This is a genomic window from Candidatus Nitrosotenuis aquarius (genome assembly GCF_002787055.1).
Lineage (GTDB): Archaea > Thermoproteota > Nitrososphaeria > Nitrososphaerales > Nitrosopumilaceae > Nitrosotenuis > Nitrosotenuis aquarius.
The window spans coordinates 1,478,294-1,501,303 of sequence record NZ_CP024808.1; the positions used below are offsets into that span (position 1 = coordinate 1,478,294).

Annotated in this window: 27 protein-coding genes; 15 read left to right on the plus strand and 12 right to left on the minus strand. The window is 41.5% G+C overall.

Annotation, left to right across the window (positions count from 1 at the left end; translation table 11 throughout):
- Positions 1-5 precede the first annotated feature (5 nt).
- On the minus strand, positions 6-1,253 hold the full coding sequence (locus NAQ_RS08630; protein WP_100183137.1) for a coiled-coil domain-containing protein: 1,248 nt from the start codon (positions 1,251-1,253) through the stop codon (positions 6-8).
- 400 nt (positions 1,254-1,653) lie between these two features.
- Between NAQ_RS08630 and NAQ_RS08635 the strand changes: the two genes are divergently transcribed.
- Positions 1,654-2,499, plus strand: coding sequence for a hypothetical protein (locus NAQ_RS08635; protein ID WP_100183138.1), 846 nt, complete (start codon positions 1,654-1,656; stop codon positions 2,497-2,499).
- Here the strand turns inward: NAQ_RS08635 and NAQ_RS08640 are convergent.
- Positions 2,496-2,861 carry a response regulator gene (locus NAQ_RS08640; RefSeq protein ID WP_100183139.1) on the minus strand — a complete coding sequence of 122 codons (366 nt, stop codon included), beginning with the start codon at positions 2,859-2,861 and terminating at the stop codon, positions 2,496-2,498. The genes NAQ_RS08635 and NAQ_RS08640 overlap by 4 nt on opposite strands.
- 36 nt (positions 2,862-2,897) lie before the next feature.
- The gene (locus NAQ_RS08645; protein WP_100183140.1) at positions 2,898-4,754 is read right to left on the minus strand and encodes a sensor histidine kinase; all 1,857 of its coding nucleotides are present in this window, start codon (positions 4,752-4,754) and stop codon (positions 2,898-2,900) included.
- 380 nt (positions 4,755-5,134) lie between these two features.
- Here NAQ_RS08645 and NAQ_RS08655 point away from each other — a divergent pair, with 380 nt between their 5' ends.
- Together NAQ_RS08655 and NAQ_RS10220 are read left to right on the plus strand one after the other, a co-directional pair.
- The gene (locus tag NAQ_RS08655; protein WP_100183142.1) at positions 5,135-5,581 is read left to right on the plus strand and encodes a hypothetical protein; all 447 of its coding nucleotides are present in this window, start codon (positions 5,135-5,137) and stop codon (positions 5,579-5,581) included.
- Positions 5,582-5,636: 55 nt separating this feature from the next.
- Positions 5,637-5,807, plus strand: a complete 171-nt coding sequence (locus NAQ_RS10220) for a hypothetical protein (RefSeq protein ID WP_162858723.1) — start codon at positions 5,637-5,639, stop codon at positions 5,805-5,807.
- 256 nt (positions 5,808-6,063) lie between these two features.
- Here NAQ_RS10220 and NAQ_RS08660 read toward each other — a convergent pair whose 3' ends face one another.
- Entirely contained in the window at positions 6,064-6,633 is a 570-nt protein-coding gene (locus tag NAQ_RS08660) for a hypothetical protein (protein WP_162858724.1), read from the minus strand.
- Positions 6,634-6,892: 259 nt separating this feature from the next.
- Here NAQ_RS08660 and NAQ_RS08665 point away from each other — a divergent pair, with 259 nt between their 5' ends.
- From NAQ_RS08665 to NAQ_RS08675, 3 genes are read left to right on the plus strand one after another with little or no spacing between them, the layout of a single operon-like run.
- Positions 6,893-7,807, plus strand: a complete 915-nt coding sequence (locus tag NAQ_RS08665; RefSeq protein ID WP_100183144.1) for a ligand-gated ion channel — start codon at positions 6,893-6,895, stop codon at positions 7,805-7,807.
- 39 nt (positions 7,808-7,846) lie between these two features.
- On the plus strand, positions 7,847-9,256 hold the full coding sequence (locus tag NAQ_RS08670; protein WP_100183145.1) for an SLC13 family permease: 1,410 nt from the start codon (positions 7,847-7,849) through the stop codon (positions 9,254-9,256).
- A 3-nt stretch (positions 9,257-9,259) separates the two neighbouring features.
- Entirely contained in the window at positions 9,260-10,213 is a 954-nt protein-coding gene (locus NAQ_RS08675) for a sodium:calcium antiporter (protein WP_100183146.1), read from the plus strand.
- Positions 10,214-10,249: 36 nt separating this feature from the next.
- Here the strand turns inward: NAQ_RS08675 and NAQ_RS08680 are convergent, their stop codons facing one another.
- From NAQ_RS08680 to NAQ_RS08690, 3 genes are all read right to left on the minus strand, one after another.
- Complete coding sequence (locus tag NAQ_RS08680) at positions 10,250-11,008, minus strand: hypothetical protein (RefSeq protein WP_162858725.1); 759 nt, start codon at positions 11,006-11,008, stop codon at positions 10,250-10,252.
- A 260-nt stretch (positions 11,009-11,268) separates the two neighbouring features.
- Entirely contained in the window at positions 11,269-11,826 is a 558-nt protein-coding gene (locus NAQ_RS08685) for a TIGR00341 family protein (protein ID WP_100183148.1), read from the minus strand.
- On the minus strand, positions 11,780-12,187 hold the full coding sequence (locus tag NAQ_RS08690) for a hypothetical protein (RefSeq protein ID WP_100183149.1): 408 nt from the start codon (positions 12,185-12,187) through the stop codon (positions 11,780-11,782). The genes NAQ_RS08685 and NAQ_RS08690 overlap by 47 nt, the downstream gene beginning before the upstream one ends.
- A gap of 131 nt (positions 12,188-12,318) precedes the next feature.
- Here NAQ_RS08690 and NAQ_RS08695 point away from each other — a divergent pair, with 131 nt between their 5' ends.
- The 3 genes from NAQ_RS08695 (at position 12,319) to NAQ_RS10225 (ending at position 13,651) form a co-directional block, all read left to right on the plus strand.
- Positions 12,319-12,753, plus strand: coding sequence for a universal stress protein (locus NAQ_RS08695; protein ID WP_100183150.1), 435 nt, complete (start codon positions 12,319-12,321; stop codon positions 12,751-12,753).
- A 204-nt stretch (positions 12,754-12,957) separates the two neighbouring features.
- Positions 12,958-13,407 (plus strand): universal stress protein, encoded by a 450-nt coding sequence (locus tag NAQ_RS08700; RefSeq protein ID WP_100183151.1) that lies wholly within the window; start codon positions 12,958-12,960, stop codon positions 13,405-13,407.
- A 100-nt stretch (positions 13,408-13,507) separates the two neighbouring features.
- Positions 13,508-13,651: a hypothetical protein gene (locus tag NAQ_RS10225; protein ID WP_162858726.1), complete on the plus strand. Its 144-nt coding sequence runs from the start codon at positions 13,508-13,510 to the stop codon at positions 13,649-13,651.
- 231 nt (positions 13,652-13,882) lie between these two features.
- Here the strand turns inward: NAQ_RS10225 and NAQ_RS08705 are convergent, their stop codons facing one another.
- The 3 genes from NAQ_RS08705 to asd form a co-directional block, all read right to left on the minus strand.
- Entirely contained in the window at positions 13,883-14,812 is a 930-nt protein-coding gene (locus NAQ_RS08705) for a heme o synthase (RefSeq protein WP_100183152.1), read from the minus strand.
- Positions 14,813-14,864: 52 nt separating this feature from the next.
- Positions 14,865-15,290 carry an Lrp/AsnC family transcriptional regulator gene (locus NAQ_RS08710; RefSeq protein ID WP_245871780.1) on the minus strand — a complete coding sequence of 142 codons (426 nt, stop codon included), beginning with the start codon at positions 15,288-15,290 and terminating at the stop codon, positions 14,865-14,867.
- A 101-nt stretch (positions 15,291-15,391) separates the two neighbouring features.
- A complete protein-coding gene (gene asd / locus NAQ_RS08715; RefSeq protein ID WP_100183541.1) occupies positions 15,392-16,474 on the minus strand; it encodes an aspartate-semialdehyde dehydrogenase in 1,083 nt (360 codons plus the stop codon).
- Between the two features lie 80 nt (positions 16,475-16,554).
- Between asd and cobD the strand changes: the two genes are divergently transcribed.
- From cobD to NAQ_RS08740, 5 genes are read left to right on the plus strand one after another with little or no spacing between them, the layout of a single operon-like run.
- Positions 16,555-17,619, plus strand: coding sequence for a threonine-phosphate decarboxylase CobD (cobD, locus tag NAQ_RS08720; protein WP_100183154.1), 1,065 nt, complete (start codon positions 16,555-16,557; stop codon positions 17,617-17,619).
- Positions 17,616-18,449 carry a cobyric acid synthase gene (locus NAQ_RS08725; RefSeq protein ID WP_245871603.1) on the plus strand — a complete coding sequence of 278 codons (834 nt, stop codon included), beginning with the start codon at positions 17,616-17,618 and terminating at the stop codon, positions 18,447-18,449. Before cobD ends, NAQ_RS08725 begins: the two co-directional genes overlap by 4 nt.
- Positions 18,446-19,405 carry a cobalamin biosynthesis protein gene (locus tag NAQ_RS08730; protein ID WP_320410618.1) on the plus strand — a complete coding sequence of 320 codons (960 nt, stop codon included), beginning with the start codon at positions 18,446-18,448 and terminating at the stop codon, positions 19,403-19,405. The genes NAQ_RS08725 and NAQ_RS08730 overlap by 4 nt, the downstream gene beginning before the upstream one ends.
- Positions 19,398-20,123, plus strand: a complete 726-nt coding sequence (gene cobS / locus NAQ_RS08735; RefSeq protein WP_100183156.1) for an adenosylcobinamide-GDP ribazoletransferase — start codon at positions 19,398-19,400, stop codon at positions 20,121-20,123. Before NAQ_RS08730 ends, cobS begins: the two co-directional genes overlap by 8 nt.
- Complete coding sequence (locus NAQ_RS08740; RefSeq protein ID WP_100183157.1) at positions 20,120-20,683, plus strand: NTP transferase domain-containing protein; 564 nt, start codon at positions 20,120-20,122, stop codon at positions 20,681-20,683. The genes cobS and NAQ_RS08740 overlap by 4 nt, the downstream gene beginning before the upstream one ends.
- On the opposite strand, the gene NAQ_RS08745 is transcribed toward NAQ_RS08740, so the two are convergent.
- Together NAQ_RS08745 and NAQ_RS08750 are read right to left on the minus strand one after the other, a co-directional pair.
- Positions 20,666-20,866: a 30S ribosomal protein S27e gene (locus tag NAQ_RS08745; RefSeq protein WP_100183158.1), complete on the minus strand. Its 201-nt coding sequence runs from the start codon at positions 20,864-20,866 to the stop codon at positions 20,666-20,668. The two genes, NAQ_RS08740 and NAQ_RS08745, sit on opposite strands and share 18 nt — an antisense overlap.
- Positions 20,863-21,141: a 50S ribosomal protein L44e gene (locus tag NAQ_RS08750; protein WP_100183159.1), complete on the minus strand. Its 279-nt coding sequence runs from the start codon at positions 21,139-21,141 to the stop codon at positions 20,863-20,865. Before NAQ_RS08750 ends, NAQ_RS08745 begins: the two co-directional genes overlap by 4 nt.
- Before the next feature lie 122 nt (positions 21,142-21,263).
- On the opposite strand from NAQ_RS08750, the gene NAQ_RS08755 reads away from it, so the two are divergent.
- Entirely contained in the window at positions 21,264-22,976 is a 1,713-nt protein-coding gene (locus tag NAQ_RS08755) for an adenine deaminase (RefSeq protein ID WP_100183543.1), read from the plus strand.
- Positions 22,977-23,010 lie beyond the last annotated feature (34 nt).

The following is a 23,010-nucleotide window of genomic DNA, read 5'->3' on the forward strand; positions in this document are numbered from 1 at the left end:
GATTTTTAATTTTTATATGCATTGTAGATGTTTTGGTACAGGCTTGACTTTGCTCTGACTATATCTTCCCTTAATGAAATGACCTCGTTGGTTACTTTGTGGATCTTTTTGGGATCTGGATTGACAGTATTTGTCAAGTCAGCAAGCTCGCCTCTTTTTGTAGCCAGTTTTGCCTCCATGTCTTTTATCAATCCTTGAAGTCTGGCTATCTCAAATGTCACATCCGAAAACTTGAGAGATATACTAGAAGAGGAATTTGCTTCTACTTTTGTTCCTGTCTTGTAACAAGAATTTGATGCTATTTTTGTAAGCTTCAAAGTCGTATCGACCGTGTCTGTTGTGACCTTGATTATGGGATCAGAAATCGATTCCCTTCCTGCACATACTTCCAGTACTACATCCCAAACTCCCTTTGTCTTAGATGGTAGGGCAGATATTATCTTGACATGATTTCCGGATATCTCCGAGCCGGTAAACGATGTCTTTGGTAGATCTGTTTTCGATTTTTGTCCATACAATACTAGGTTGTATCTGGCTATGTCGTCCCTAAGATCGTTAATTGCTTGTCGCAATGAGGTGATCTTGGTAGTGGATTCTCCTATCTTTGCCTTTTTCTCATCAGTGTTTTGTTCAAGCAGTATTGAGGCCAAGGTCTCTTTTTCTGCTTCAAGTTGCTGATTGAGACTGGTGATCTTGTCGTTTATTGATGCTATTTTTGACACAATATCGTCCTGGTTTGTTAGGCTTGCCGTTATTGAACTTGAATTAATCGCAGTTACTGTAGCAGACGACATTCTGCACGAGTTAGCCGGAATGTCTTGTGACAGCGTGATTGTCTTTGTATCGAGGTCGGTTTTGATTAGGATTTCTGGGGCAACAAGTGTTACTGATCCAGCACATACTTCAAAGATATAGTTGTATATGGATGTGGAACTCTTCTTTACTCCAATAGACTCAGCCTTTGTAATTGAAATTGTCTTGATTATATCTTTAATTTCTGTCACACTTGGCTCAGAATCCGGTAGTCTTTCCCATCCGCCTCTTGCAAATATATCCACTGATGATTCTTTGACACAAATGACTCTGGTCTTTTCAGAATCAACAAGCTTCACAAGATCTTCATTACATACTACTTCATTTGGCGGTATGCCCATGTGGACTTGTACTAGGGGGTGTATTGCGTCACCACGTGCTTCCTCTAGTAAAAGCGTACCAAAAGCCGCCGATAAAATAACTACAAGCAAAAGTTTCATGGGTAGAGTTACTCTTTCTTTGTATTTATTTTTGATCCTCAAATTGTGGTGAGTATATCTAGCTGACAATAACAAAACTCGTGCAAATCCGCGTATTCTTTTTTATCACAGGTGGTACATTTTAAGAAAATTGCTAATTTGCATTCTGTACAAAAATTGATCTCTTCTAGTATTCCACTGCATGATTTGCATTTTTGTAATTTTGCTTTGCTTTCATTTAATGTATCTTGAGCAGATCTCTTGTTGACTGTTTGTAGTATGTAGTAACTTTTCATAGTGTTCGTACACAATGATATTATTAGTCAATTAATGATGGTTTGCGGCATGCCTTTTTTGTAAAATATTGTACCTAAAGTAAATTCTTAGAAAGTATTATTAGTAGAATCTGCCTTTTTGCGGTATGCTTGATGAGCCCATAGTTTATGGAAATTTGCAATCTTACAAGCTATATGTTCTGCCTATGGCAAAACGTCTTTTTGGAAATTATTCCTTTAGAAGAAAATCCGCAATAAAACATCATTCTAATGTTCAGAAAATGTTGGAAATTCTGGCTTTGCATGGATCCCTCACAACATGGGGCATGGCAAAAATAGCATTAAACGATGATATCACAAATATTAGAACTAAAGAAAAAGAATATCGCCGCTTGTTAAAAGGGAGAAAAGATCGCGGAAAACATTCTCCAGGAGTTTTAGATGTTGGTCTTGTGGTGACCGATGGCAAGAACTATAACCGCGGCCCGGCCGATGTCTATAGGCTCTCCGTCCATGGTATTCTATACTGCCTTGATGTTTTGGAGCTTACAAATAAGGAAATTGACAAAATGGCGCACCATTACTCTAATGTTCTACCAATGATGTTTGGAAAATGGGAGTATCTCAAATCAATTGTGTCAAATGATGTATACAGATTAAAAACCCTGGCAGGTGGCATGTTTTTAGATAATATTCAGGTAACAAAGCTCTCAAAATTCCCAGTTTTTGAGCTTTTAACGTATCTGTCAATAAAATACCAGGAATTCTTTGAGTCAATAGAAGAAAAAAAACTTGCAGACCAGCTTTCTTATTGGTTTTACACGCATCTGTTTTTGCCCTCAGGATCAAAACAAGCGGGATTGGACAATACAAAACTCAAAAAAATCTTTGAAGACAAACAAATCAAAGACTGGTATTATGGATTTGTGGAAGAATCCATCCAGTTCTACCAAGACAGATTTACTGTAATGAAAAAGCTAGCAAAACATTAGGCGTGCTTGTTGATTAGGCCTTCTAGTATCTCAAATGAATATGGCTTTGATATTGCCTCAATTAGGCCTAGGCTCTTTGCCTTGAGGTATTTCTTTTCGTCCTGATTGTATGCCGTAATTAGAATCACTTTGGCACTCGAGTCGTGTTGCCTTATCTTAAGAAATGCATCATAGCCATCCATTTTTGGCATTCTTATGTCCATAAATGTCAAGTCTGGCCTTATGTCCTTGTATTTAGTCACTCCATCATCTCCGTCCTTTGCAGTAAATACATTGTGACCCATGCCCTTGATCATAAAGGCGGTGTTTTCTAGCAGATCTACATCATCGTCTACAATTAGAATTGTCTTTTGGCCGGACACTACATTACTTGGTTTTTCTTCTCATAAAAAACTTGCTTACGAGTTTTTCATTTCTTGTGTAATTGGTATAGTTATGGTAAAGATAGTTGGGTCATTCTGAAATGAAATGGAGCCATTGTGTTGCTCTACGATATTTTTGCAGCTGGCAAGGCCAAGACCAGTTCCTTTTTGTTTTGTCGTAACTAGTGGTTTGAAAACATCTGGAATTATTTTTTCCTCAATTCCAGGGCCATTATCCTCAATCTCAATTATGGCATTGTTGTTGTTTTGTTTGATTTTAATTGTAATTTTGCCCTTGTCTTGATCTGTTGCCTGAATAGAATTTAAAATCAAGTTGATAAATAATATTTCCATTTTTTTCTCATCGCAGTCTATTGTGATGTCTTGTCCCTCTATGGAAATCTGCACTTCTTTTGGAACCTCTAGCGATTGTATTGCTGATTTAATAATTGATCTTATGGACGCAGGCTTGATCAAAAGTGGTGTTTTTCTCAAGTAATTTAGAACGTCTTCCACCTGATGCGACATGCGAGAAACTGCCCTATCCATTCTTTGTATGACTGTGTCTATTTCTGGATTGGATCCGACGTTTCTCTTTATGATGTCCATTCCAGTGCGGATTGTGCCAAGAGGGTTTTTCATGTCGTGAGCCATGCTTGCAGAAAGCTCTCCTATTGCAGTCAGTCTTTCGTTTTTTATGCGTGCATTTGCTTCGGACAGCTTTTTCTCTGTTTCAAATAATTTCTTTAAGGAAACTTCCATTTCTCTAAAAGAATTCATTATGGTGTTTATCTCTGTAATTTTGCTTTTCTGTATCTTTGCATCAAAATCTCCCCTTCCAAGAAGCACTGTGATCTTTGAAAGCCTAGCAAGAGGATTTGTAACAAAACGGGACAGAACTATTCCAAGAGCCGTGGCAGATATTATTCCGAGTAACGTTGAGATCAAAAAGTTCCTCTCAAGCGTCTCAAATCCTTCTACTACTGAGGAGTCTTGCTCTATTACAACAACCCAGTCAAATCCTCTAAAGTCTCTATATCCTATTGATGTTGCATAAGACACAAAGATGATATCTGGATAACCGATCTCAAAACTATCATTATCTGTTGTGAATCTGGAAAAATATTCTATTTTTGAATTAGACGGGAATATTTGCCCGTTTTTGTATATGGCCTGACCATCATTGTCGACAAGTATGACGTTTTTTCTTGCTTCGTTTAGCACATCAGCATCATTTAGGAAGTCTTCCAATAAGACATGATAACTAACTGTAATTCTCAGCGTTCCGATATAGTTTGAAGATTCATCCAGAATGGGAAATGCAAATGGGACTACATAATCATCATAATTCTTGTCGTATTCCATCTTGCCCACAAAACTCTGTTTGTTTTTTGTAATTTGCCACCATTCCTCATCTGCTTGTATGTAATCTGTCGTGCCTGTCGTAAGGGCAATAACTGCCCCATATTGGTTTGTCACAAACAGTTCTTTTACAACATTTAGGTTGTATTCGTTCGTGTCTGATAAGACAAACTCATTGAGTCTAGCAGAAATTTTGTTCTCAAATATGCTCTTCATTAATTTGGTTCTATCATGTTGTGTAATATCTAGAGGAGATTCTAACTCTACAAGATCTGATTCATCAAATTTCTGGTTAGATTCTATAACTGATGACTGAATTTGTTTTATTTCTGTTAGACTTTGCAGCTCTAGTATTTTTGAATAAATGTGCCCATCGAGGTCTTGCATGATGTTGTTTGCCTGTGCCTGGCTCCTCAACAATGTTGTCTTTTTTGCTTCATCAATTGCAAATTCATAAGTAAAATAACTATGTCCTGCATATACCGAAAACAAAACTGTGATTGCCAGTATCAGCAAGTATGTGATTTTCACTAGTAAGTGGATGCTCTTTTTGCATTTAAACTCTGGTTTTCATACAAACAAAAAGGCATACCGCAAACCATCATTAATTGACTAATAACAAAACCACTAAACAAATCCATGAAAACAAACATTCAGATTAACAGTGATCCATCAATTCCTGATCATGTAAGAGAAAAACTGTTCAGCTATGAGAGCCTCATGAAAAAATTGTTTTATGCGTGCGAAAAGTGCGATGGCGCCCTGATACAGCTGGCCACATGTGTTGTTTGCAAGAGAACATCGATGAGAATATGCGTCAATTGTGCAACTGTTTCAAAAACCCCCCACGAATCCTGCAATATTGTAAGAATTGCTAACCATTCCTCGACAATCCTGGAGGCAGGTCGCTAGTGCTGAAAATACTCGGAATTGCTCTATTGGCAATGTCTGTGATGATCGCAGGTACTGTAGTCCCTTCTGGCGCGGCAATTAACTATGACAAACAGGAGAATTTCAAGTATGTCAAAGAAAAAATCGTAAAACCATACCCAGGTAAAAGCGGCTGGTGGATTTATCATGTGTGGGTCTGCGCCGATGATTATAGTCTGGGAATTGCCGAAGTTGTTCTAAGCTCGGATACTGAGAAAATTTACCAAGGCGTAAACAAGGCCATTCCAAAAGGAGAATGCAGTACATATGGCGCAGTCATGAAGGCAAAGAATGGCAATACTTTGGGATACAAAATAACAACAATCGCAGACGCAGCAGAAAAAATAGCCAAGTCAAAGCAGGGAAAACTTGACAATACCAACTGGAATGAGATTGGCAGATACAAGTTTGTTCTTGGCTTCTACTAAGGCATACCGCAAATCTACAATTATGATCATATAACATCTGAACAAAAGATACTCAATGAAAACATTCTCCAAGACTTTACTTCTTGCCACAATAGCGGTAATGTTGTTTGCATCAGTATATGCAAGTGTTGCGTTAGAGGAGGCAGATGCGGCAAAGTCCAAAAAAGACAAGCTCAAGTCCGTCAAAGCCAAGAAAGGTTGGCTAGCTCATTCAAAATATCGGTAGAACAATCCAAAACCAATTATTTTTTATTCAGAATAATTCATGGCACATTCAAGTGAGCAAAATTCTGATCTCCTATTTTCGAATTCTTTGCTACATTTTTTGCACTTCAAATTTTTTCCCTCATTGCGTGCAGAGGCAGCTAGGCACAACGCCTAGCCACCATCTGAAATGACCTGTCTTACACGAGATTGGTACTGGCACGACTCATCTCTGAGAAATTAATTATTAGATATTGTTTTGCAAGTGCGGTATGCCTTTAGATTTTTCTGTATTTGATATTTGTAAATTCGGTCAAGTCAGAAACATACTGGATCTTGATCTGAGCTGTGTCTTTGGAGTTGATCTGTGTGTGGTAACTTTGGCATTTTCCTGCCTGCATCGACTTGCCTGACTCGGCTATGAACCATTCAAGCTTGGATTCTATGAGAAAAGATGGCCTTTGGATTGATTTTTCTGAGCACGCCTGGAACTTGACTAGGTATTTTTCCTTGCCTAGTAGCGTGGTGGAGGTTACCTTGATGTCAATTTTGGCATTGTTGTTCTTAAAGCCAGACTGTATCTTTTCAAAGTTCTTGTCAATTTTGCTTTTGCCCACAAAATACCAATCTGGATTTTTGTACAGCTTTATGCAGTCATGAAGATCCGATTTGTATTTGTATTTCTCGCGAAACTTTTGCTCGCCAAGCTCCTTGTATTTTTCATACATTGAAATGCACTTGTTCTGATTCACTCTTCCCTCTACAGTGCTTACTGGCAAAACAAGCACTGATGAGAGAATGCCTATTGCAAAGAGAAGACCGATATTTGTTATGTATTGGCGTCGCATTGTGGTTACCCTTTGATATATGGACACAAATCTACGGCCTGCAAGGGAGAATTGTCGCAGATAAGATTCGGACACGCTCTTTTACAACAATCATCGTAGTTTGTGTCCATATTGCGATTCTACCTAAACATGTTATATGATCATGATTATAGATTTGCGGTATGCCTTCGATCAATATTCTACATATGCGAGTAATTTGGCAAACGACCTGTCAAATAAATAACATATACATGTAGAATCGATTCAACAAGCAAGAAAAATGAAAATCAGTTTCACATTTGTAATAGCTGCATTGTCCTTACTCTCAATCCCAGCTCTGGCTGCAGACGCACAAACTGTGGATGAACAAAAATCATACCGAGTCGGAATCTACCTCCTAAATGTCGGAAAAATCGATCTGCATACAAGCTCCTACGACCTTGATTTTTACATGTGGGTGTATTCCGAAGAGGATGACTTTACAAAGTCAAAACCCAAGATAGAATTCATGAATGGCAAAGCAACCATAGAGCCTATTACGGTAGAGCCGCATTATTATGAAGCAAGGGTCAAAGGCACGTTTCTAAACAACTTGGATTTTCACCAATATCCATTTGAGCAAATTCATCTAACTGTGGAAATAGAAGGGCTAGATGAGCATCAAAGTCTTGTCTTGATGGCAGATCCTGACGAGAGTGGCATTGATAAGCTGATCAGCATTCCGGGTTGGAATCTAGTTGAGATGACCCAAGACATCCTAATTCATGATTATCCTGATGGCAAGGAATATTCTAGATATGTATTTACGATGACAATTGAGAGATTTTTCCTCTCGTCTTTTCTTAAAACACTCCTTCCAATTATCATAATCACAACAATTGCAATGCTTGCTTTCTGGATGAGCCCAGCTAATTTTGCTCCAAGAATAGGCCTTGGCGCATCAACCCTTTTGGCTGCAGTAGCGGCACATCTTAATGCCGCAAACCAGCTTCCTCCAGTAGGCTATCTCACACTGCTTGACAAAATCATGATAATTGCATATGCATTGTTTTTGAACAACTTGCTTTCCATGGTTATACAAATGAGGTATGTAGATCATGACATGAAGGACAAGGCAGTACAAATCAATGCAAGGATGCGCAAGTTCATGCCAATAATTGTAATTGTGATTTTCTTCTCATTGTTGATAATCTAGAATGGAGTACATATCTGAATTTGAGAGGACTAGTATGGATTGAAAAAGCCAGAAATTAGCAGAATCGGCCTGGCCTTGGGTCCAGTTCTTTTTACAATCATAGTTCTAGCGCCAATTGACGGGCTGTCACTTGAGGCAAAAATAGTCCTTGGAACGGCGTTTCTGATGGGTGCTTGGTGGGTCACAGAGGCAATCCCTATCTATGTTACTGCCCTTTTGCCGCTGGTCGTCTTTCCGATTCTGCACGTGACTGAGCTTGCACAGGTGTCGACATTTTATGCAGACAGGATAGTTTTTCTTATGTTGGGCGGGTTCTTTCTTGCAGCCGCAATAGAGAGAACCGGCCTGCACCAAAGATTTGCATTTACAATATTGAAATTATTTGGGACAAATCCGAAAAGCATCATTGGCGCATTTGTCCTAGTGACCGGAGTTCTTAGCGCATGGATGAGCAACACCGCTACCACATTACTGATGCTGCCTATTGCAATTGCAATCATAACTAGTCTTGACATACAAAACAAGGAAAAATTCAGCATCTGTCTTTTGCTTAGCATAGCGTATGCGGCAAGCATAGGGGGCATTGCAACTTTGATCGGCACTTCACCCAATGCAATATTTGCATCGCTTTCCAAGTCGCTAGTTGGAATCGATGTGAGTTTTGCCCAGTGGCTTCTTGTGGGGCTACCGGTAAGTGCAATCTCTCTTTTTGTAATGTGGCTCTACATGGTAAATGTGGGTGTAAGGATTGGCAAAACCCCGATAATTGGCGAAAAAACACTCATCGCAAAAAAACTCGAAGACCTCGGCAAAATTAGCAGGGATGAAAAACTAGTCATTGTAGTCTTTGCTGGTGCTGTAACTGCATGGATAACTAGGGGATTGGTCTGGGCAGATCTATTCCCGTTGGTGGATGATTCAACAATTGCTCTTTTTGCGGCAATGTCTTTGTTTTTCATTCCTTCAAAAAACAAGAGACTGCTGGACTGGAGTTCCGCAGTAAAAATTCCATGGGGCATACTGGTGCTAATTGGCGGGGGGCTGGCACTTGCAGGAAGCTTTACAGTTACAGGAGTGGATGTCTGGATGGCAGACCATCTGTCCTTTCTGCATGGTGCCAATTATTTTATCATAATTTTGGTCCTAGCCTCTGTTGTGATATTTAGCGAATATCTCTCCAATACCGCAACTGCGGCATTGATGATTCCAGTTGCTGCAGCTCTTGCTCCCACCCTTGGCGTAAATCCAATTTTGCTCATGATGCCTGTGGCAATTGCGGCAAGCTATGGATTCATCCTGCCTTCGAGCACCCCCTCAAACGCAATAGTGCTCTCTAGTGGACATGTAAACCCAAAGAAAATGGCAAGAATTGGTCTGCCGCTAAACATCATAGGAGTGTTGCTTGTGTCTGTTCTGACCACGTTGTTGGTCCCACTGGTCTGGGGATGAGTCATGTCTGAGATGATTCTTGACATAATAATTCTGGCAGCATCGATTGCAGTACTGGTCAAAAGCGCAACCTTTGCAATTGAGAAAATTGTAAGGTTTTCCAAAATAACTGGAATTGGGGAGCTTGCAGCAGGGTTTGTCATAGTTGCAGTGGCAACATCGACTCCAGAAATCAGCGTGGCCGTATTCTCAACACATTCTGATAATGTGGGAATAACACTTGGCGATATTTTCGGCTCAAACGTTACCAATATTGGCCTCGTTACGGGATTGTTTTTGCTGATATCGCCGATACGGCACATAGAGCAAAAAACACTGCGTACTCTCTTGCCGCTTCTTTTGGCGTCATCTGCGATACCTCTGGCCTTGTTGGTCTCTCAGCAAGGTAGCAGGTTTATTGGAATTGTGCTCTTGGGAGCTTTTGGCTTTTTCCTGTATTATACCATAAAGTCTCACAAAATAGAAAAAGAGGATGCCGAACAAGAAAAAAACTCCGCACTAAAGCAATTGATCTATTTTTTTGTCGGAATTGCCCTTGTGATTGTCAGCGCCAAGTTCGTAGTGGACAGTGCATCATCGATTGCCGAGGTGACAGGAATAAGGCAATCCGTTATTGGAGCAACAGTCATTGCCTTTGGCACCTCCTTACCAGAACTAACTGTTGACATAATAGCGGTAAGAAAAAGACACCTACAGCTTGCCCTGGGAGATATTATTGGGTCGTGCATAACAAACATCACGCTGGTTCTAGGATTGGTCTTGGTGCTCTCTAGCGTGGACATTAACTTTGGAATTCTCTCATCGCTAATTGGATTTGCAATAGTTGCGCCATTTGCAATGTTTCTATTTCTTAGGACGGCAAAAATCAAGAAATGGCACGCCATGGCCCTACTTGCAATTTATGCTGCATTCATAATTACGATATTTGAGATCCAAATTCTGTTCATCGGAATTTAGAGTCATTTCCTGATTGCAAGAAAACAACCGTTTCAATCAGATTGGTTGCTCGGAATTGGAAGACTTGCTGCTTTTTTCCTTTTTTCCAAAAAACTTGAGTTTGATCAGATACAAAACGCTAAGGATAACCTCAATTGTAATTGCGACCACAATAAATGCTGCTATCTGAATTATGAAATTGGGCATTTCTGCTAGGCGCGGCATTATCTCATCAAGTGAGAAAAATTTGGGACTCAGTATGAATATGCCTAGCAGTACCAGTGGAAGCAACTTTGCCAAATCCCTGGCCAGATCCTCATTGTAATATGCAGCGATTCTGACAGATATGACAATTGAGCTTGAAACAAGAAAGACCGTTTTTACCGACATGTCTTGTGCAAGAAAGAACATGAATATGGAATAAACCAAAAACCACACAAACACTACGATCGGAAAAATGAACACGTTGGTTGCAATGTGTGCAGCTATTCTTGGGGCTGCGGAAATCTTCTGCCCACTAGGCTTGAATTTGCCGCCCCTGAGGCGTTGTTCTATGTTCAGTGAGAACATGTCTTTTTTTGCGAGGAATCTGTAGAAATGAAAAATGAAGATTCCGTAGACGACCATCCCTACAGAAAATCCAACTATGTCATAAATTGATGATTCAACAGTTATGTTTTCTACAATTTTATTCATATAGTCAACGACAGACTCTTGCGACAAATTTACAAAGTCAAACGATGTCTGGGCGTAAACTGGGACCGCGAGTAATGGCAAAACCAAAATCAAAAACATGAATTGATTCAACGCGGACAATCTATTTATGGCAAGATTTCGGACTTAAATCTATATCTCATATCTGTTAAAATCAAATTTGATAAACAGATATTTCTTTAATTGCAACGAGTCTTGTAAAATCGCATTGCCATACAGAACAATCCTAGTTCCATTTGACGGAATCAAAACATGATGCGATATTGCTCAAGATCATGAAATCGAACACCCAAAAGTAATTACGTGAATTAGGGCAACTTGAATGAACAAGTAGTTGAGATCTTAAGACAGCACACAGAAAACTAAATCGAACTAAGCACTCCAAGCAGTGCCCCGAGGAATGAAAACACAATAATGCTTACAAGCAGGTATTTTTTTGCCGTAGTGCGCTCATAGTATTTCCTCGGAGTTATTCCCTTGAGGAAGAATATGATCATGCATCCGAGTATTAGGCCTATTATGTTTGATGAGGTAAGTAGAAAACCCCCAGCAAATATCCGATAGTCCAAAAACGCAATACCAATACAGGTGACCGTGGTTGGTGGGACAAGGGCCGCCGCAATTGCGACTCCAACTAGAATTCCAGGTATTGTTGAGACCATGGCAATCCCGCCTGCAATCCCAAGCAATACTCCAATTATGATGTCTACTGGCGAGTTCTTTGTCCTAATTTCAATTTCATTTGTTATTGGAAGATCCACAATCAAAGACGTAAGAAACGTCAGAGCTGCACTTGCCATCACAACAGTTGCAATAAGAATAAAGCCTGACCATCCGGAATGTGCCATCTTTACAGGCCTGCCAATTGCCGCATTAAACGCAAAAGCTGTTATCGGCCCAAGAAGTGGCGAAATCAACATGGCGCCAATTACGACTGCCGGGCTGTGAGAACAAACCCACCAGTGCCACAGCACAAGAAATGATGATCATTATTGTCATGTCCTTTCTGAAACGCACAAACGGCTCAGTCAGCGGAACAATCTCTTCAATTACTTGAGGTCTCTTTTCTTCCTCAGTTGCACTCTCTTCCAGTTTTTGCAGGTATTCAGATACGGTAGCTTCGATTTTTTCGTTGATGATGTACAACTGTGGTTCCCTTGTATCCAAAAGTTTTGAGAATGTCTGTATGATGGAAGGCGCCAGCTTGTCCGGAGAAACTATGATGTATCGGTAGATCTGTTTGTCTTCAACCGTGACTCCGTCGATTCTTTGGTAGGGCACCTATTGCTTGTTGAGAAAGTTTTCTGCGTATTCCTTTTTATCTGGAAACACCGTGACTTCGATTCGCTCCAAATATTATCCATTTTTGAAACCATCATATTATTTAAAACCATTATCATATTATTCTAACAATGTTCAAAAACATCGTAGTCGCGTTTATCACAAAAAAGGTAAAAGAAAAGCCGTTCTTTGTGGGGCTTGGTCTGGCAAAGGCATTTGATGGCAATGTCACGATAATTGAGTGTGTATACAAAAAACCGCCCAAGTTAATCTTCTTTGAGACAAAAGAAGATCTCCGATCAATCGAACAGCAAAAAAAGATGGCAAAAAAATCGCTTTACAGATTCGAAGAACTTGCAAAGCGTAGCGGCATGAAGATAAAGACAAAGATCGCACTGACTGAGTCCATCGCAGAGTGGATAGTGGACTATGTCAAAGAGCACAGAACAGATCTCTTGATACTTGACCACCCACATCTCTCAGAATTAGAAGAAAATCACTATGACTATATCATACAGACAATAAACCATAAAGTCAAAGTCCCAGTACTACTTCTTAGATCATAGGAAGCAAAATTTTCAGCTACAGGCAATTGTTATAACTGGTAATGCAATGGTTGACTGAAATCTTTGATCATAACCGAAACCTAATCCAAAAAGCACCATCTAACACAAACATACACTATTCATACATTTTTGTTATAGTTTTTAAAATCAGATCTGATATTTACAAAATTCTTTAATTAGTGTAATTAGTAGTTAAATCGTAGTTTGGTATACAAAACAATCCTTGTGCCATTTGACGGCTCTATTCCTTCCAAGAATGCGCTAAAAGAGGCAGTCGAGCTCGCCAAGCAAAGCAAGGGAACAATTTTTCTGCTATATGTAGTACAGGAAATAGTTCTGCCACCTTGGTCAGGAAGAGCCACCACCCATAAAACAATGAGAGAATACGAAAAAGAGATGTATTATGCGGCAAAAGAAAGGGCAAGCAAGCTACTTGAGGAAAACGCCAAAAAATACGACTCGGTAAGCATCGAAACACAAACGCTGTATGGAAACACGGCGGAAAAAATACTGGCCTCCATTAAAAACAACAAAGCCAATCTGGTAGTGATCGGAACTACGAGCAGAACCGGCATATCAAAGATAATCACCCTTGGAAGTGTTGCAAGAAAAGTAGCAGAAAAGTCAACATGTCCCGTGTTGTTGGTGCATTAGATTCTCCAAAACACATCAGAGCTAAATTGAGTGCAACCAAAATACCAGTTTTGGTATTTGATGCCAACGTAGAAAAGTAATACCACATGGATGTTAGTCATTGATTAGAAGACACACCATAGTACTAGATGAAGAAGTGGAAAAAAAGCTCAGGCACATGCAGGCAGACCAGATAAAAAAGACAGGAAAATCCGTGAGCTTTTCCGCAATAATAAACGATACTCTCAGAAAGGCAATAAAATAGCGGAGATAGGACGTGTGGTCGTTGGGGCTCCGGTCGGGACTCCCAGTCCACAGTCTGATTTTAATTCAAAATTTTTTGATATTAAAGACGAGCGTAGAAATTATCAGTGCCTAGTTTAACACCTACGGCATTGGGATTAAATTCTGAAGTGACACATTTATGCACAAAACTGCCTAGTTCTGCATAGTTGTGGTACAATTGTACAATCAAAAATTGTTTAGTTCTGTCTAGTTATCGAAGACCCGAGTCTACCATCAATGCAATAAACAACACCGCAAGGTACGGACTGGAAAACTTGAACAAAACCCACGATGATTTCTCTGATGGTTTTGCGATTACCCAAAATGACAACACCAACATCAAAGCACCAGATGCAATTGCAGTGTACAGGTATACCTCAGTCATTACTGGTTTTCCATCATGAGTCAAAAAGAACGGAACAACGCTAAACAACACCATGACAAGTGTGGAAATGGCAATTACCCTAGCTGATGTCTTTTCTGATTGTACTGCTGTGAGCATTGGGACGTTTACCTTATTGTAGTCATCTTTAAAGTGCAACGTGAGTGCCCAGATGTGCATTGGAATCCAGATGAAGACTAGGCCAGCCATCACCATTCCAAGATCCCACAATCCTTGTAGAGTGACTGCGGCATGACCGATCAAAGGAGGTGCTCCTCCGCAAAGGCCACCAAGAATAATGTTGGTCCTGCTTCTTCTCTTTAGCGCATGAGAGTACACTGCCACATTGTTTACTAGGCCAAACGCCATGAAAATTCCAGCCCAGATTCCATTCCAGAATCCTGCCGTATATGATATTGCAAATGCACATGCCAGTGATATGCCTGCCAACGCCAACCCAAAGTCGCGCGCCTTTTCCGGCGGGGAAATCCTGCCGGAAGGAATTGGTCGACCCTTGGTTCTTTCCATTATTGCGTCAATATCCCTGTCGTGATAGTTAGTCAAAGTATTGGCAGCTGCCGATCCTGCGGCGACTCCAAAAATCATCAAAGCCCATGTGGCAGGCGACACTTCCACATCATACACATTTGATGCTGTTATTGTAGCGCCAAATGCAGTAAATACCAAAAGGTACCAGATTTTCGGCTTGGTCAGCTCGTAATATGTCGCAATTTTGCCTTTAGCCAGAGTCCTTTGCATCTATTTCCCTATTCCGTATGTAATATTATTCAAAATTAAATGTAACATGCCCCTAGGCCGAATGGTTATACGGCATAGTCTTGGTCCTGCGCTTCATTTCAATAAAAGACTCTGATGCCAAGACGCCCTCTATTCTTCCCACCCCTTCTGATATCAGCTTGTGCATTTCTGCCAAGTTTTGCGCATACATTGTCACTATGATGTCGAATCTGCCGGTTACCTCGGATATTTCTCGAACTCCCTTTACCTTGAATAACTCATCAATGATACTGTCCCGGAACTTGGAATCCATGTTAATTCCGGTCAAGGCCTTTACCCCATATCCAAGCTCCTTGTCGTTTACTATGATAGTGAATCGCTCAATTAGCTTTTTCTTGGTTAGTCGCTTGATTCTAGAATATACTACGGACGGGTTTACCTTGATTTTCTCCGATAGTCTTGGAATGGAAATTGACGCATCCTCTGATAGCTCAGACAGTATTGTCAGGTCTAGATCATCAATTTTTGCCGTCTAAAACACCTGCTCGACAAATTCCTTTACTGTTTTATAAGTCAATGAGAAAAAATTGCAAAAATTTTCTAGATTTTTCCTTTTTTGTACAGCATTTCTGCCAACAAGACTGCGCCTTTTGCAGAGCCCATTTTCTTGTTGTGCGAAAATAGCACATACTTCAAACCGTTGTCAAAGATTTGGTCTTCTTCCAGTCTTCCCATCGATGTGGTCATGCCGTCGTTGATCTGTCTGTCGATTCTTGGCTGTGGACGAGTTGGGTCCTGATGCACTACTAGGTAATCCTTTGGTGCAGACGGCAATCCAGTTACACTGATATGGTTCGAAAATTCCTCAATGGAATGTTTTACATCTTCTGCCTTTGCAGGTTTTGACGTCTCCACAAAGACGGATTCCGTGTGGCCGTCAATTACTGGAACTCGCGTGCATGTGCAGCTTACCTTGATGTTTGCTGGCTCTATCTTGCCATCCTTTAGCTTGCCAAGGATTTTTGCAGTCTCTACTCTTACCTTGTTTTCCTCTTTTGGAATGTATGGGATGAGATTGTCAGTAACGTCCAGTGCGGATACTCCTGGCGAGCGTCCCGCTCCAGAGATTGCCTGCATTGATGTCATGATTACTCGCTTGGCGCCATAGTTTTCGTATAGTGGCTTCATGGTAATGGCTAGGCCTGTCGTGGTGCAGTTTGGCAGTGGCAAGACATAGCCCTTCCAGTTTCTGTTCTTTTTTTGCTGCTCGATTAGCTCAACATGGTCATCGTTAATTCCTGGAATCAAAATTGGTACGTCCTCTTCGTATCTGTATGCGGATGATGTGGATACCACTGGAACGTCTTTGGCAAATTTGGTCTCTATGTCTCGAGCTGCCTCGTCTTCGATTGCTGAGAAGACCAGGTCTAATTCTGATACTTTGACATCGTTAATTGCTACTACTGGCATATCGCGTGCATATTTTGGAACATCCCCCCCTACTTGCCACTTTATAATGCCCGAGTTGGGGTCGCGGATTGCCTCGATGTACTTTTTGCCTGCAGATCTCTCAGATGCCGCAAGCTGGGTTACCTCAAACCATGGGTGGTTCTCTAGGGATAACAGGAATTCCTGTCCTACGGCGCCTGTTGCGCCCAAGATTGCTACGCGCTTCTTCATCAAGGAAAATTTTTGTGCGATCAATTAATAATTCTTAGCCCCAAAACCGCAACAACTAAACCCGTCACAGCCGGCCTTGATTCATGAAGTTTGCCAAAAACATCCAGTTTCATAGCCCAATCCACCATGGCGGACCATATTCAGTTTCTGGGTATGATTCTAAGATCGTAGATTTTAGCTCAAACGTAAACCCCCTGGGCTTTCCCGGTATAGTCAAAAAGGCAATGGATCATACAAAAATCCCGACTTATCCGGATCACAATTCTACAAAGCTAAAGCAAGCCCTCTCAAAATATCTAGGAATACCAATTACAAACATCACAATAGGAAATGGGGCAACCGAAATAATCTATGATTTTTGCAGGGCTGCATCAAAATCCAAGGTCCTGATAATTTCCCCAACATTTGGAGAATACGAAGCGGCAGCTCGACTCTATGGTGCAAAACCGGAATTCTTTGCAACACTGAATCTGCAATTTGATCTTGACAAATTCATACAAAAAATACCAAAAAACGGACTGGTCTTTGTCTGCAACCCAAACAATCCTACAGGCGAGCTTGTACCAAAGCAATCCATAATACAAATAATCAGGGCGGCAAAAGCAAAATCCTCTCTAGTATTCATAGACGAATGTTTTATCGAGCTAACACAATCTCCAAACCAGTCCGTCATTGGTTTGGTCAAAAAATATCCAAACCTCTTTGTTTTGCGCTCTATGACAAAATCATTCGGCCTTGCAGGACTTCGCCTGGGATACGCAATAGGAAACAAAGACCTCATCTCCGTCCTAAACAAGATCAAGGTCCCATGGAGCGTAAATGAGCTTGCGCACCAGGCAGGCATTGCAGCACTCTCTGATAAGACATTTCTTGAAAAAACACGAAAACTAGTCAAATCAGAATCCAAGTTCCTCATCGATTCAATATCAAAAATTCCCGGCTTTTCCTGTTTTAGTTCTGCAACAAACTTTCTTTTGATCAAAACAAAACAACCGGCAAAACTAGTGCAAAAAAAGCTATTACGAAAAAATATTTTGGTGCGAGACTGTGGCAATTTCCGCGGACTCGACTCGCACTATATCCGAATAGCAATCAGAACTAGAAAAGAAAACCAAAAGCTGGTGTCTGCGCTGGAGACAATATCATGACTAGGACATTAATGATCCAGGGAACGTCGTCCGGAGCTGGAAAAACCACCTTGGTAACGGCATTGTGCAGGATTTTCTCAAACCTGGGATATTGCGTTGCCCCCTTCAAGTCGCAAAACATGTCAAATTATTCCTACAAGGACGGCTTTGAGATATCCCAGGCGCAGGCAATCCAGGCAATTGCAGCCCGAGCCGAGATCTCCCCACACATGAACCCAATTTTGCTAAAGCCACTTGGCAACTATGTCAGCAATGTCGTAATCCAAGGAAAGCCGTTTAAGAAAATGTCAGCCAAAACCTACTATGAGAAATTTGCTCTGGGCCGCGGCCTCAAAACAGCAATGGACTCGTTTTCGCACCTAAAATCAAAGTACGACCTGATAATTCTAGAAGGTGCCGGCTCGCCTGCCGAGATAAACCTACAAAAATATGACATTGCAAACATGAAGATGGCACAAAAGACCCACTCACCAGTAATTCTAGTCTCTGACATTGAAAAGGGTGGAACCTTTGCAAGCATTGCAGGCACAATGATGTTGTTATCCAAGCAGGACCAAAGTCTGGTCCGGGGATTCATCATAAACAAGTTCCGTGGAAACAAAAAGCTGCTAGAGCCCGGATTTAGGCGCCTAAAGCAAATAACATCTAAATCCGTTCTAGGCGCAATGCCTCTAGTTGACCTAGAGTTGCCAAACGAAGACTCACTTGATAACAAAATTCACCTGTTCAGAAAGCAAAACAAGAAAAAACTAGACACCCAAATTGACAAGCTGGCAAAAATAACACAGCAAAACATTGACGTCAAATCAATAGAGAGGCTGATATCATGATCCCAATTTTAATCGCAATCGGAGCCATACTGCTTGATCTTGCGTTTGGCGACCCAAGATCAAAGTATCACCCGACTGCATGGGTTGGAACTATGATTGCCAAGATAATCCCATTTGCAAAATCACAAAACCCTACCACAGAAAAGTTCGGCGGAATAATTGTGACTACATCAATTACGGGACTTGTTGCTGCCTTGTTGGTATCCTTTGAGATATTTGCCAGTACTACTGATGTAATATCCACAATTCTGACTGTTCTGGTTGGCTCTGTTCTACTCAAGACAACAATTGCAATACGCGGCCTAGAGCAGCACGGAAAACAAGTTATGAAATCCCTACACCAAAACAACCTAGGCGAAGCCCAAGACAGACTGGCAATGCTGGTAAAGCGAAGCACCAAGCAGCTTGACAAAAACCATGTAGTATCAGGGGTCCTAGAAACCACAAGCGAAAACATCGTAGATGGCGTCACAGGCCCGCTTTTCTATTTTGGATTGTTTGGCCTACCTGGCGCGTTTGTGTATCGCACAATCAACACGTTTGACTCTATGATTGGATATAGAAATTCCATGTTTTCCAATGTCGGCTGGTTTGCGGCAAACTGCGACAAGGCTCTTAACTATATTCCTGCAAGAATCACAGGCTATGTGATGGTGCTAGCCGCACTAGTCATAGGAGCAGACTGGAGGGGCGCATTGCACACAATGAGGGCAGACGGTAAAAAAACCTCAAGCCCAAACGCAGGAATCCCAATGGCTGCGATGGCAGGGGCATTGCACACAAGGTTTGAGAAAATCGATCATTATTCTCTGGGTAATGGCACAACAGAGCTAGACTATTCCCATTTCAAGTCAGCAGTCATACTGATGAAGACTACATGTGTTTTGTTTTGCGGAATTGTGACAATCCCATCAATCATTGTATTGAGTTATCTTGGATGGTGGATTCATGTTTAGGCAAGCAGGTTCCGTGTTTTCGTTTCTTACAATAATTCCTGCAGGAAGCTCAGATCTGCAAACTGTTGCAAGACACATGTATCTATTTCCAGTAATTGGTATCGCGATTGGCCTGTTGCTTGGCGCAGCGGGCTGGGGCATGTCTTTCTTTTTGGAGCCGCTGGTGGTCGGCTTGCTGGTGACTGCAGGACTAGTACTAGTCACTGGCATACACCACACCGATGGATTATCGGATTTTGCAGACGGCCTCATGGTCAAGGGAACAAAAGAAAAAAAGCTGGAAGTGATGCGGGACCCAAAGGTCGGCTCTGCTGGAATAATTGCTATTGTATTTTATGTAGCGGCTGCCGTAATTGCGCTTTCTTTTATGAAGGGCTTTGAGCTGTTTTACGCAATCTTGATTGGCGAAATCATTGCAAAGTTTTGTATGGTATTGTCTGCAAGCATTGGTCCGTCTGCTTGGCAGGGCTCTAACTCGACATTTATCGAATCAATGAAGGATAGAAAGAAACTAGTCATTGCAGGAATAATTACCATATCAATAATTGCGGCATTTCAAAACAATGCCGGCTTTGTGGCACTGGGTGCCGCCATAGCAGTAACCTTGGTTATTGCAGGCGTCTCTAGGCGTAGTTTTGGCGGAATTTCAGGCGATATTATGGGTGCTACAAACGAACTGGCACGAGTTTCGGCATTTCTAGTGTTTGCATCGCTATGATTGGACTGGTCATGGCAGGAGGCAAGGGAACAAGGATGGCAATCCCGGGCGAAAAACTTCTGCTGGAATACAAAAAACCAGTCATATTACATGTAATTGATGCACTAAAAGACTCCAAGTGTTTTACAAAAATAGTTGCGGCAACCAGCCCAAATTCGCCAAACACGGAGAGGCTAGTCTCAGAGCATGCAGATATTGTATCAACAAAAGGGCAAGACTATGTCGCTGATCTGAATTTTGCATTGTCGCAATTTGATGAACCCGTCTTTGTGACCTCCGGTGATCTGCCGTTATTAGATCATAGTATAGTGCAAGATCTGGTATCAAAATACCAAAATAAAGACTGGCAGAGTTTTGTTGTGACAAAAAAATTCCTAGACCAAAACAATCTGTCTCTGGAATATTCAACAGACATTGATGGTATCCAGTGTTACTATACCGGAATCTCTATAGTAAACCCGAGGGGGACAAAGAGGGAGACCTGTACCATATTTGACGATAAAAGAATTGCAGTTAATCTAAACACAAAGTCAGATTATGACTTATTCCAAAATTCCTAACACTGTTCCGTGAATCTTTGCAACAGAGCCGGTTGGTTCTGCGATTACGTTGCCGCAAGACTTGCATGTAACTGTAGTGGTGACATGTGAGTACAAAACGTTCTCTGCACTGCATTCCTTGCACTGGACCTTTTGGAATTTGCTCTTTGGCTTTGGAACCAAGATGTGTGCTCGCTTTGTCATGCCGTCAACTCCAATTTGCGTAGTCTGATGCCATGTTTCATTGTTTTCTTTTTACACGTAGGGCATGTAAAAATCAATGTCTGCTTTTTTGTAGTCTTTGCTGGTTTTGCAAGTTTTGGGAATTTCTGTCCCCCGTACCCCTTTTTGTCCTCTTCGTGTCGTCGCTCACCAATAGCAGAACCTCTTCTCTTGCCTGCTTTGTACAAGGCGACCTTTTGAGCAGTATGTGTCTTGCATTTAGGACAATATCTGTTCATTTCCTTGGGTACGTTCATAGAGAAAGCCCGCCGACTTGGTAATTTAAACAATAGCTCCCCATTGAACCTATAATAGAGCGTACTGCAAACTGATTGGCGTGTCACGTCTTGATACAATCAACTCGCTTAACGCAGTTGCCATGGGTGACAAAAAGGCAGACATTATTCTAAAAAACTGCTCACTGGTCAACGTCTATACCAAAGAGATCAACGCACAGACCCAAGTTGCTATTGCAGGTGATAGAATCGCATATGTCGGCCCAGACGCGACACATGCCGCAGGACCAAACACCACAATAATAGATCTGGAAGGAAAATACCTCACGCCAGGATTTGCAGACCCACATGTCCACATTGACCAGTTTGTAATGCCGTCCGAGCTTGCCAAGCAGTCACTTCTTTGCGGAACGACGAGCCTTTTTTCCGATCCAATTGATATTGTGAGTGTTTGCGGATTTGCGGGCCTAAAACAATTTGTAAAGTCATGCTCTGGCCTGCCAATCAGGATTTTCTCTGTAACGCCTGGCGGCATACCTGTAGATCCAAAATTCAGCCACGGAAAGGTACTATCACTATCGGAGGAAAAGTCAGCACTAAATCTGGATGGAATTGTGGGGTTGGGAGAAGTGTTCTCATGGACCAAGGTCACAAGCAGGGACCCAAAAACAATGAAAAAGCTTGCGCAAATGCTGGACCACAACTGTCTGATAAACGGCCACACTGCAGGCGCATCAGACAAAAAGCTAAACGCGTACATTTCATCTGGAATCTTTTCCTGTCATGAGCCAATTGACTATTCCCAAGTAATGGAGAGACTCCGATTAGGAATGTGGGTGATGATGCGAGAGGGCTCTATTCGACGTGATCTAAAAAACATCATACCACAAATTCTGCAAACCCAGCCGTATCTATCAAGGCTGATGTTTTGCTCAGACGGCCTAGATCCGCTTGACATCTCACAGTACGGCCACATTGACCATTGCGTCAGAGAGGCAATTGCATTAGGAATGGACAAAATCGACGCAATAGCATGCGCATCCAAAACAACATTTGATTATTACAACATGAGCAAAGACATTGGCGGAATTGCGCCAGGCAAGCTGGCAGACATGCTTGTCTTTGATGACTTGGCCAAAAAACCAAGACGCGTATTTGTTGGCGGCAAGCTGGTCGCATCAAATGGAAGCATTGTGGCCAAGATAAGAAAAGATGCACTGCCCGCCTGGATTACAAAGACAGTCAAGCTAAAGAAATTCTCTGAATCTGATTTTATAATTCCAAGCAAAAGCAAGACAGTCACCGCAAACCTAATCGAAATGGACACCGAAATCATCACAAAATTATCTACTGCAGAACTTGATGTGCGACAAGGAAATGTTGTACCATCCAAAGAAAAAGACATCTGGATGGTAGCTGCATTTGATAGGACATATGGCTCAGGCAAGCATGCAATAGGATTTTTGAAGAACTTTGGGGCAGATGTAGGAGCATTTGCATCTACGTGGAGCTTTCATGAAAATGACCTAATTGTTATCGGTTCTACAGAAAAAGACATGACAATAGCAGCAAACCATCTGGTAAAATATCAGGGCGGAATGGTGATAGTAAAGGACTGCAAAATCGTATCGTTTTTGCCTCTCCAAGTGGCTGGAATAATATCGAAAAATTCCTTTGATGATGTTTTGGTCAAATTCACTAGCCTAAACCAGACATTGCGAGATGCCGGCTGCAAATTCCCAAGACCGCACCTAATGCCACTGTTTTTGCCGTTTCTCGCCCTGCCGTCAGTTAGGATCCTACATTCTGGAATTATTGACGTAAAAAAGAGATCTATCATCCCAGCACTAGCCTAGCAAACTTTTAAAAAAGGGTTTCAAAGATTTTTTT

Bases quoted from the DNA above. Each gene is read 5' to 3' on its own strand.
- NAQ_RS08630 (WP_100183137.1), bottom strand. From the start codon at position 1,253: ATGAAACTTTTGCTTGTAGTTATTTTATCGGCGGCTTTTGGTACGCTT.
- NAQ_RS08635 (WP_100183138.1), top strand. From the start codon at position 1,654: ATGCTTGATGAGCCCATAGTTTATGGAAATTTGCAATCTTACAAGCTA.
- NAQ_RS10220 (WP_162858723.1), top strand. From the start codon at position 5,637: ATGAAAACATTCTCCAAGACTTTACTTCTTGCCACAATAGCGGTAATG.
- NAQ_RS08660 (WP_162858724.1), bottom strand. From the start codon at position 6,633: ATGCGACGCCAATACATAACAAATATCGGTCTTCTCTTTGCAATAGGC.
- NAQ_RS08665 (WP_100183144.1), top strand. From the start codon at position 6,893: ATGAAAATCAGTTTCACATTTGTAATAGCTGCATTGTCCTTACTCTCA.
- NAQ_RS08675 (WP_100183146.1), top strand. From the start codon at position 9,260: ATGTCTGAGATGATTCTTGACATAATAATTCTGGCAGCATCGATTGCA.
- NAQ_RS08685 (WP_100183148.1), bottom strand. From the start codon at position 11,826: ATGTTGATTTCGCCACTTCTTGGGCCGATAACAGCTTTTGCGTTTAAT.
- NAQ_RS08695 (WP_100183150.1), top strand. From the start codon at position 12,319: ATGTTCAAAAACATCGTAGTCGCGTTTATCACAAAAAAGGTAAAAGAA.
- NAQ_RS08705 (WP_100183152.1), bottom strand. From the start codon at position 14,812: ATGCAAAGGACTCTGGCTAAAGGCAAAATTGCGACATATTACGAGCTG.
- cobD (WP_100183154.1), top strand. From the start codon at position 16,555: ATGAAGTTTGCCAAAAACATCCAGTTTCATAGCCCAATCCACCATGGC.
- NAQ_RS08725 (WP_245871603.1), top strand. From the start codon at position 17,616: ATGACTAGGACATTAATGATCCAGGGAACGTCGTCCGGAGCTGGAAAA.
- NAQ_RS08730 (WP_320410618.1), top strand. From the start codon at position 18,446: ATGATCCCAATTTTAATCGCAATCGGAGCCATACTGCTTGATCTTGCG.
- cobS (WP_100183156.1), top strand. From the start codon at position 19,398: ATGTTTAGGCAAGCAGGTTCCGTGTTTTCGTTTCTTACAATAATTCCT.
- NAQ_RS08740 (WP_100183157.1), top strand. From the start codon at position 20,120: ATGATTGGACTGGTCATGGCAGGAGGCAAGGGAACAAGGATGGCAATC.
- NAQ_RS08745 (WP_100183158.1), bottom strand. From the start codon at position 20,866: ATGACAAAGCGAGCACACATCTTGGTTCCAAAGCCAAAGAGCAAATTC.
- NAQ_RS08750 (WP_100183159.1), bottom strand. From the start codon at position 21,141: ATGAACGTACCCAAGGAAATGAACAGATATTGTCCTAAATGCAAGACA.
- NAQ_RS08755 (WP_100183543.1), top strand. From the start codon at position 21,264: ATGGGTGACAAAAAGGCAGACATTATTCTAAAAAACTGCTCACTGGTC.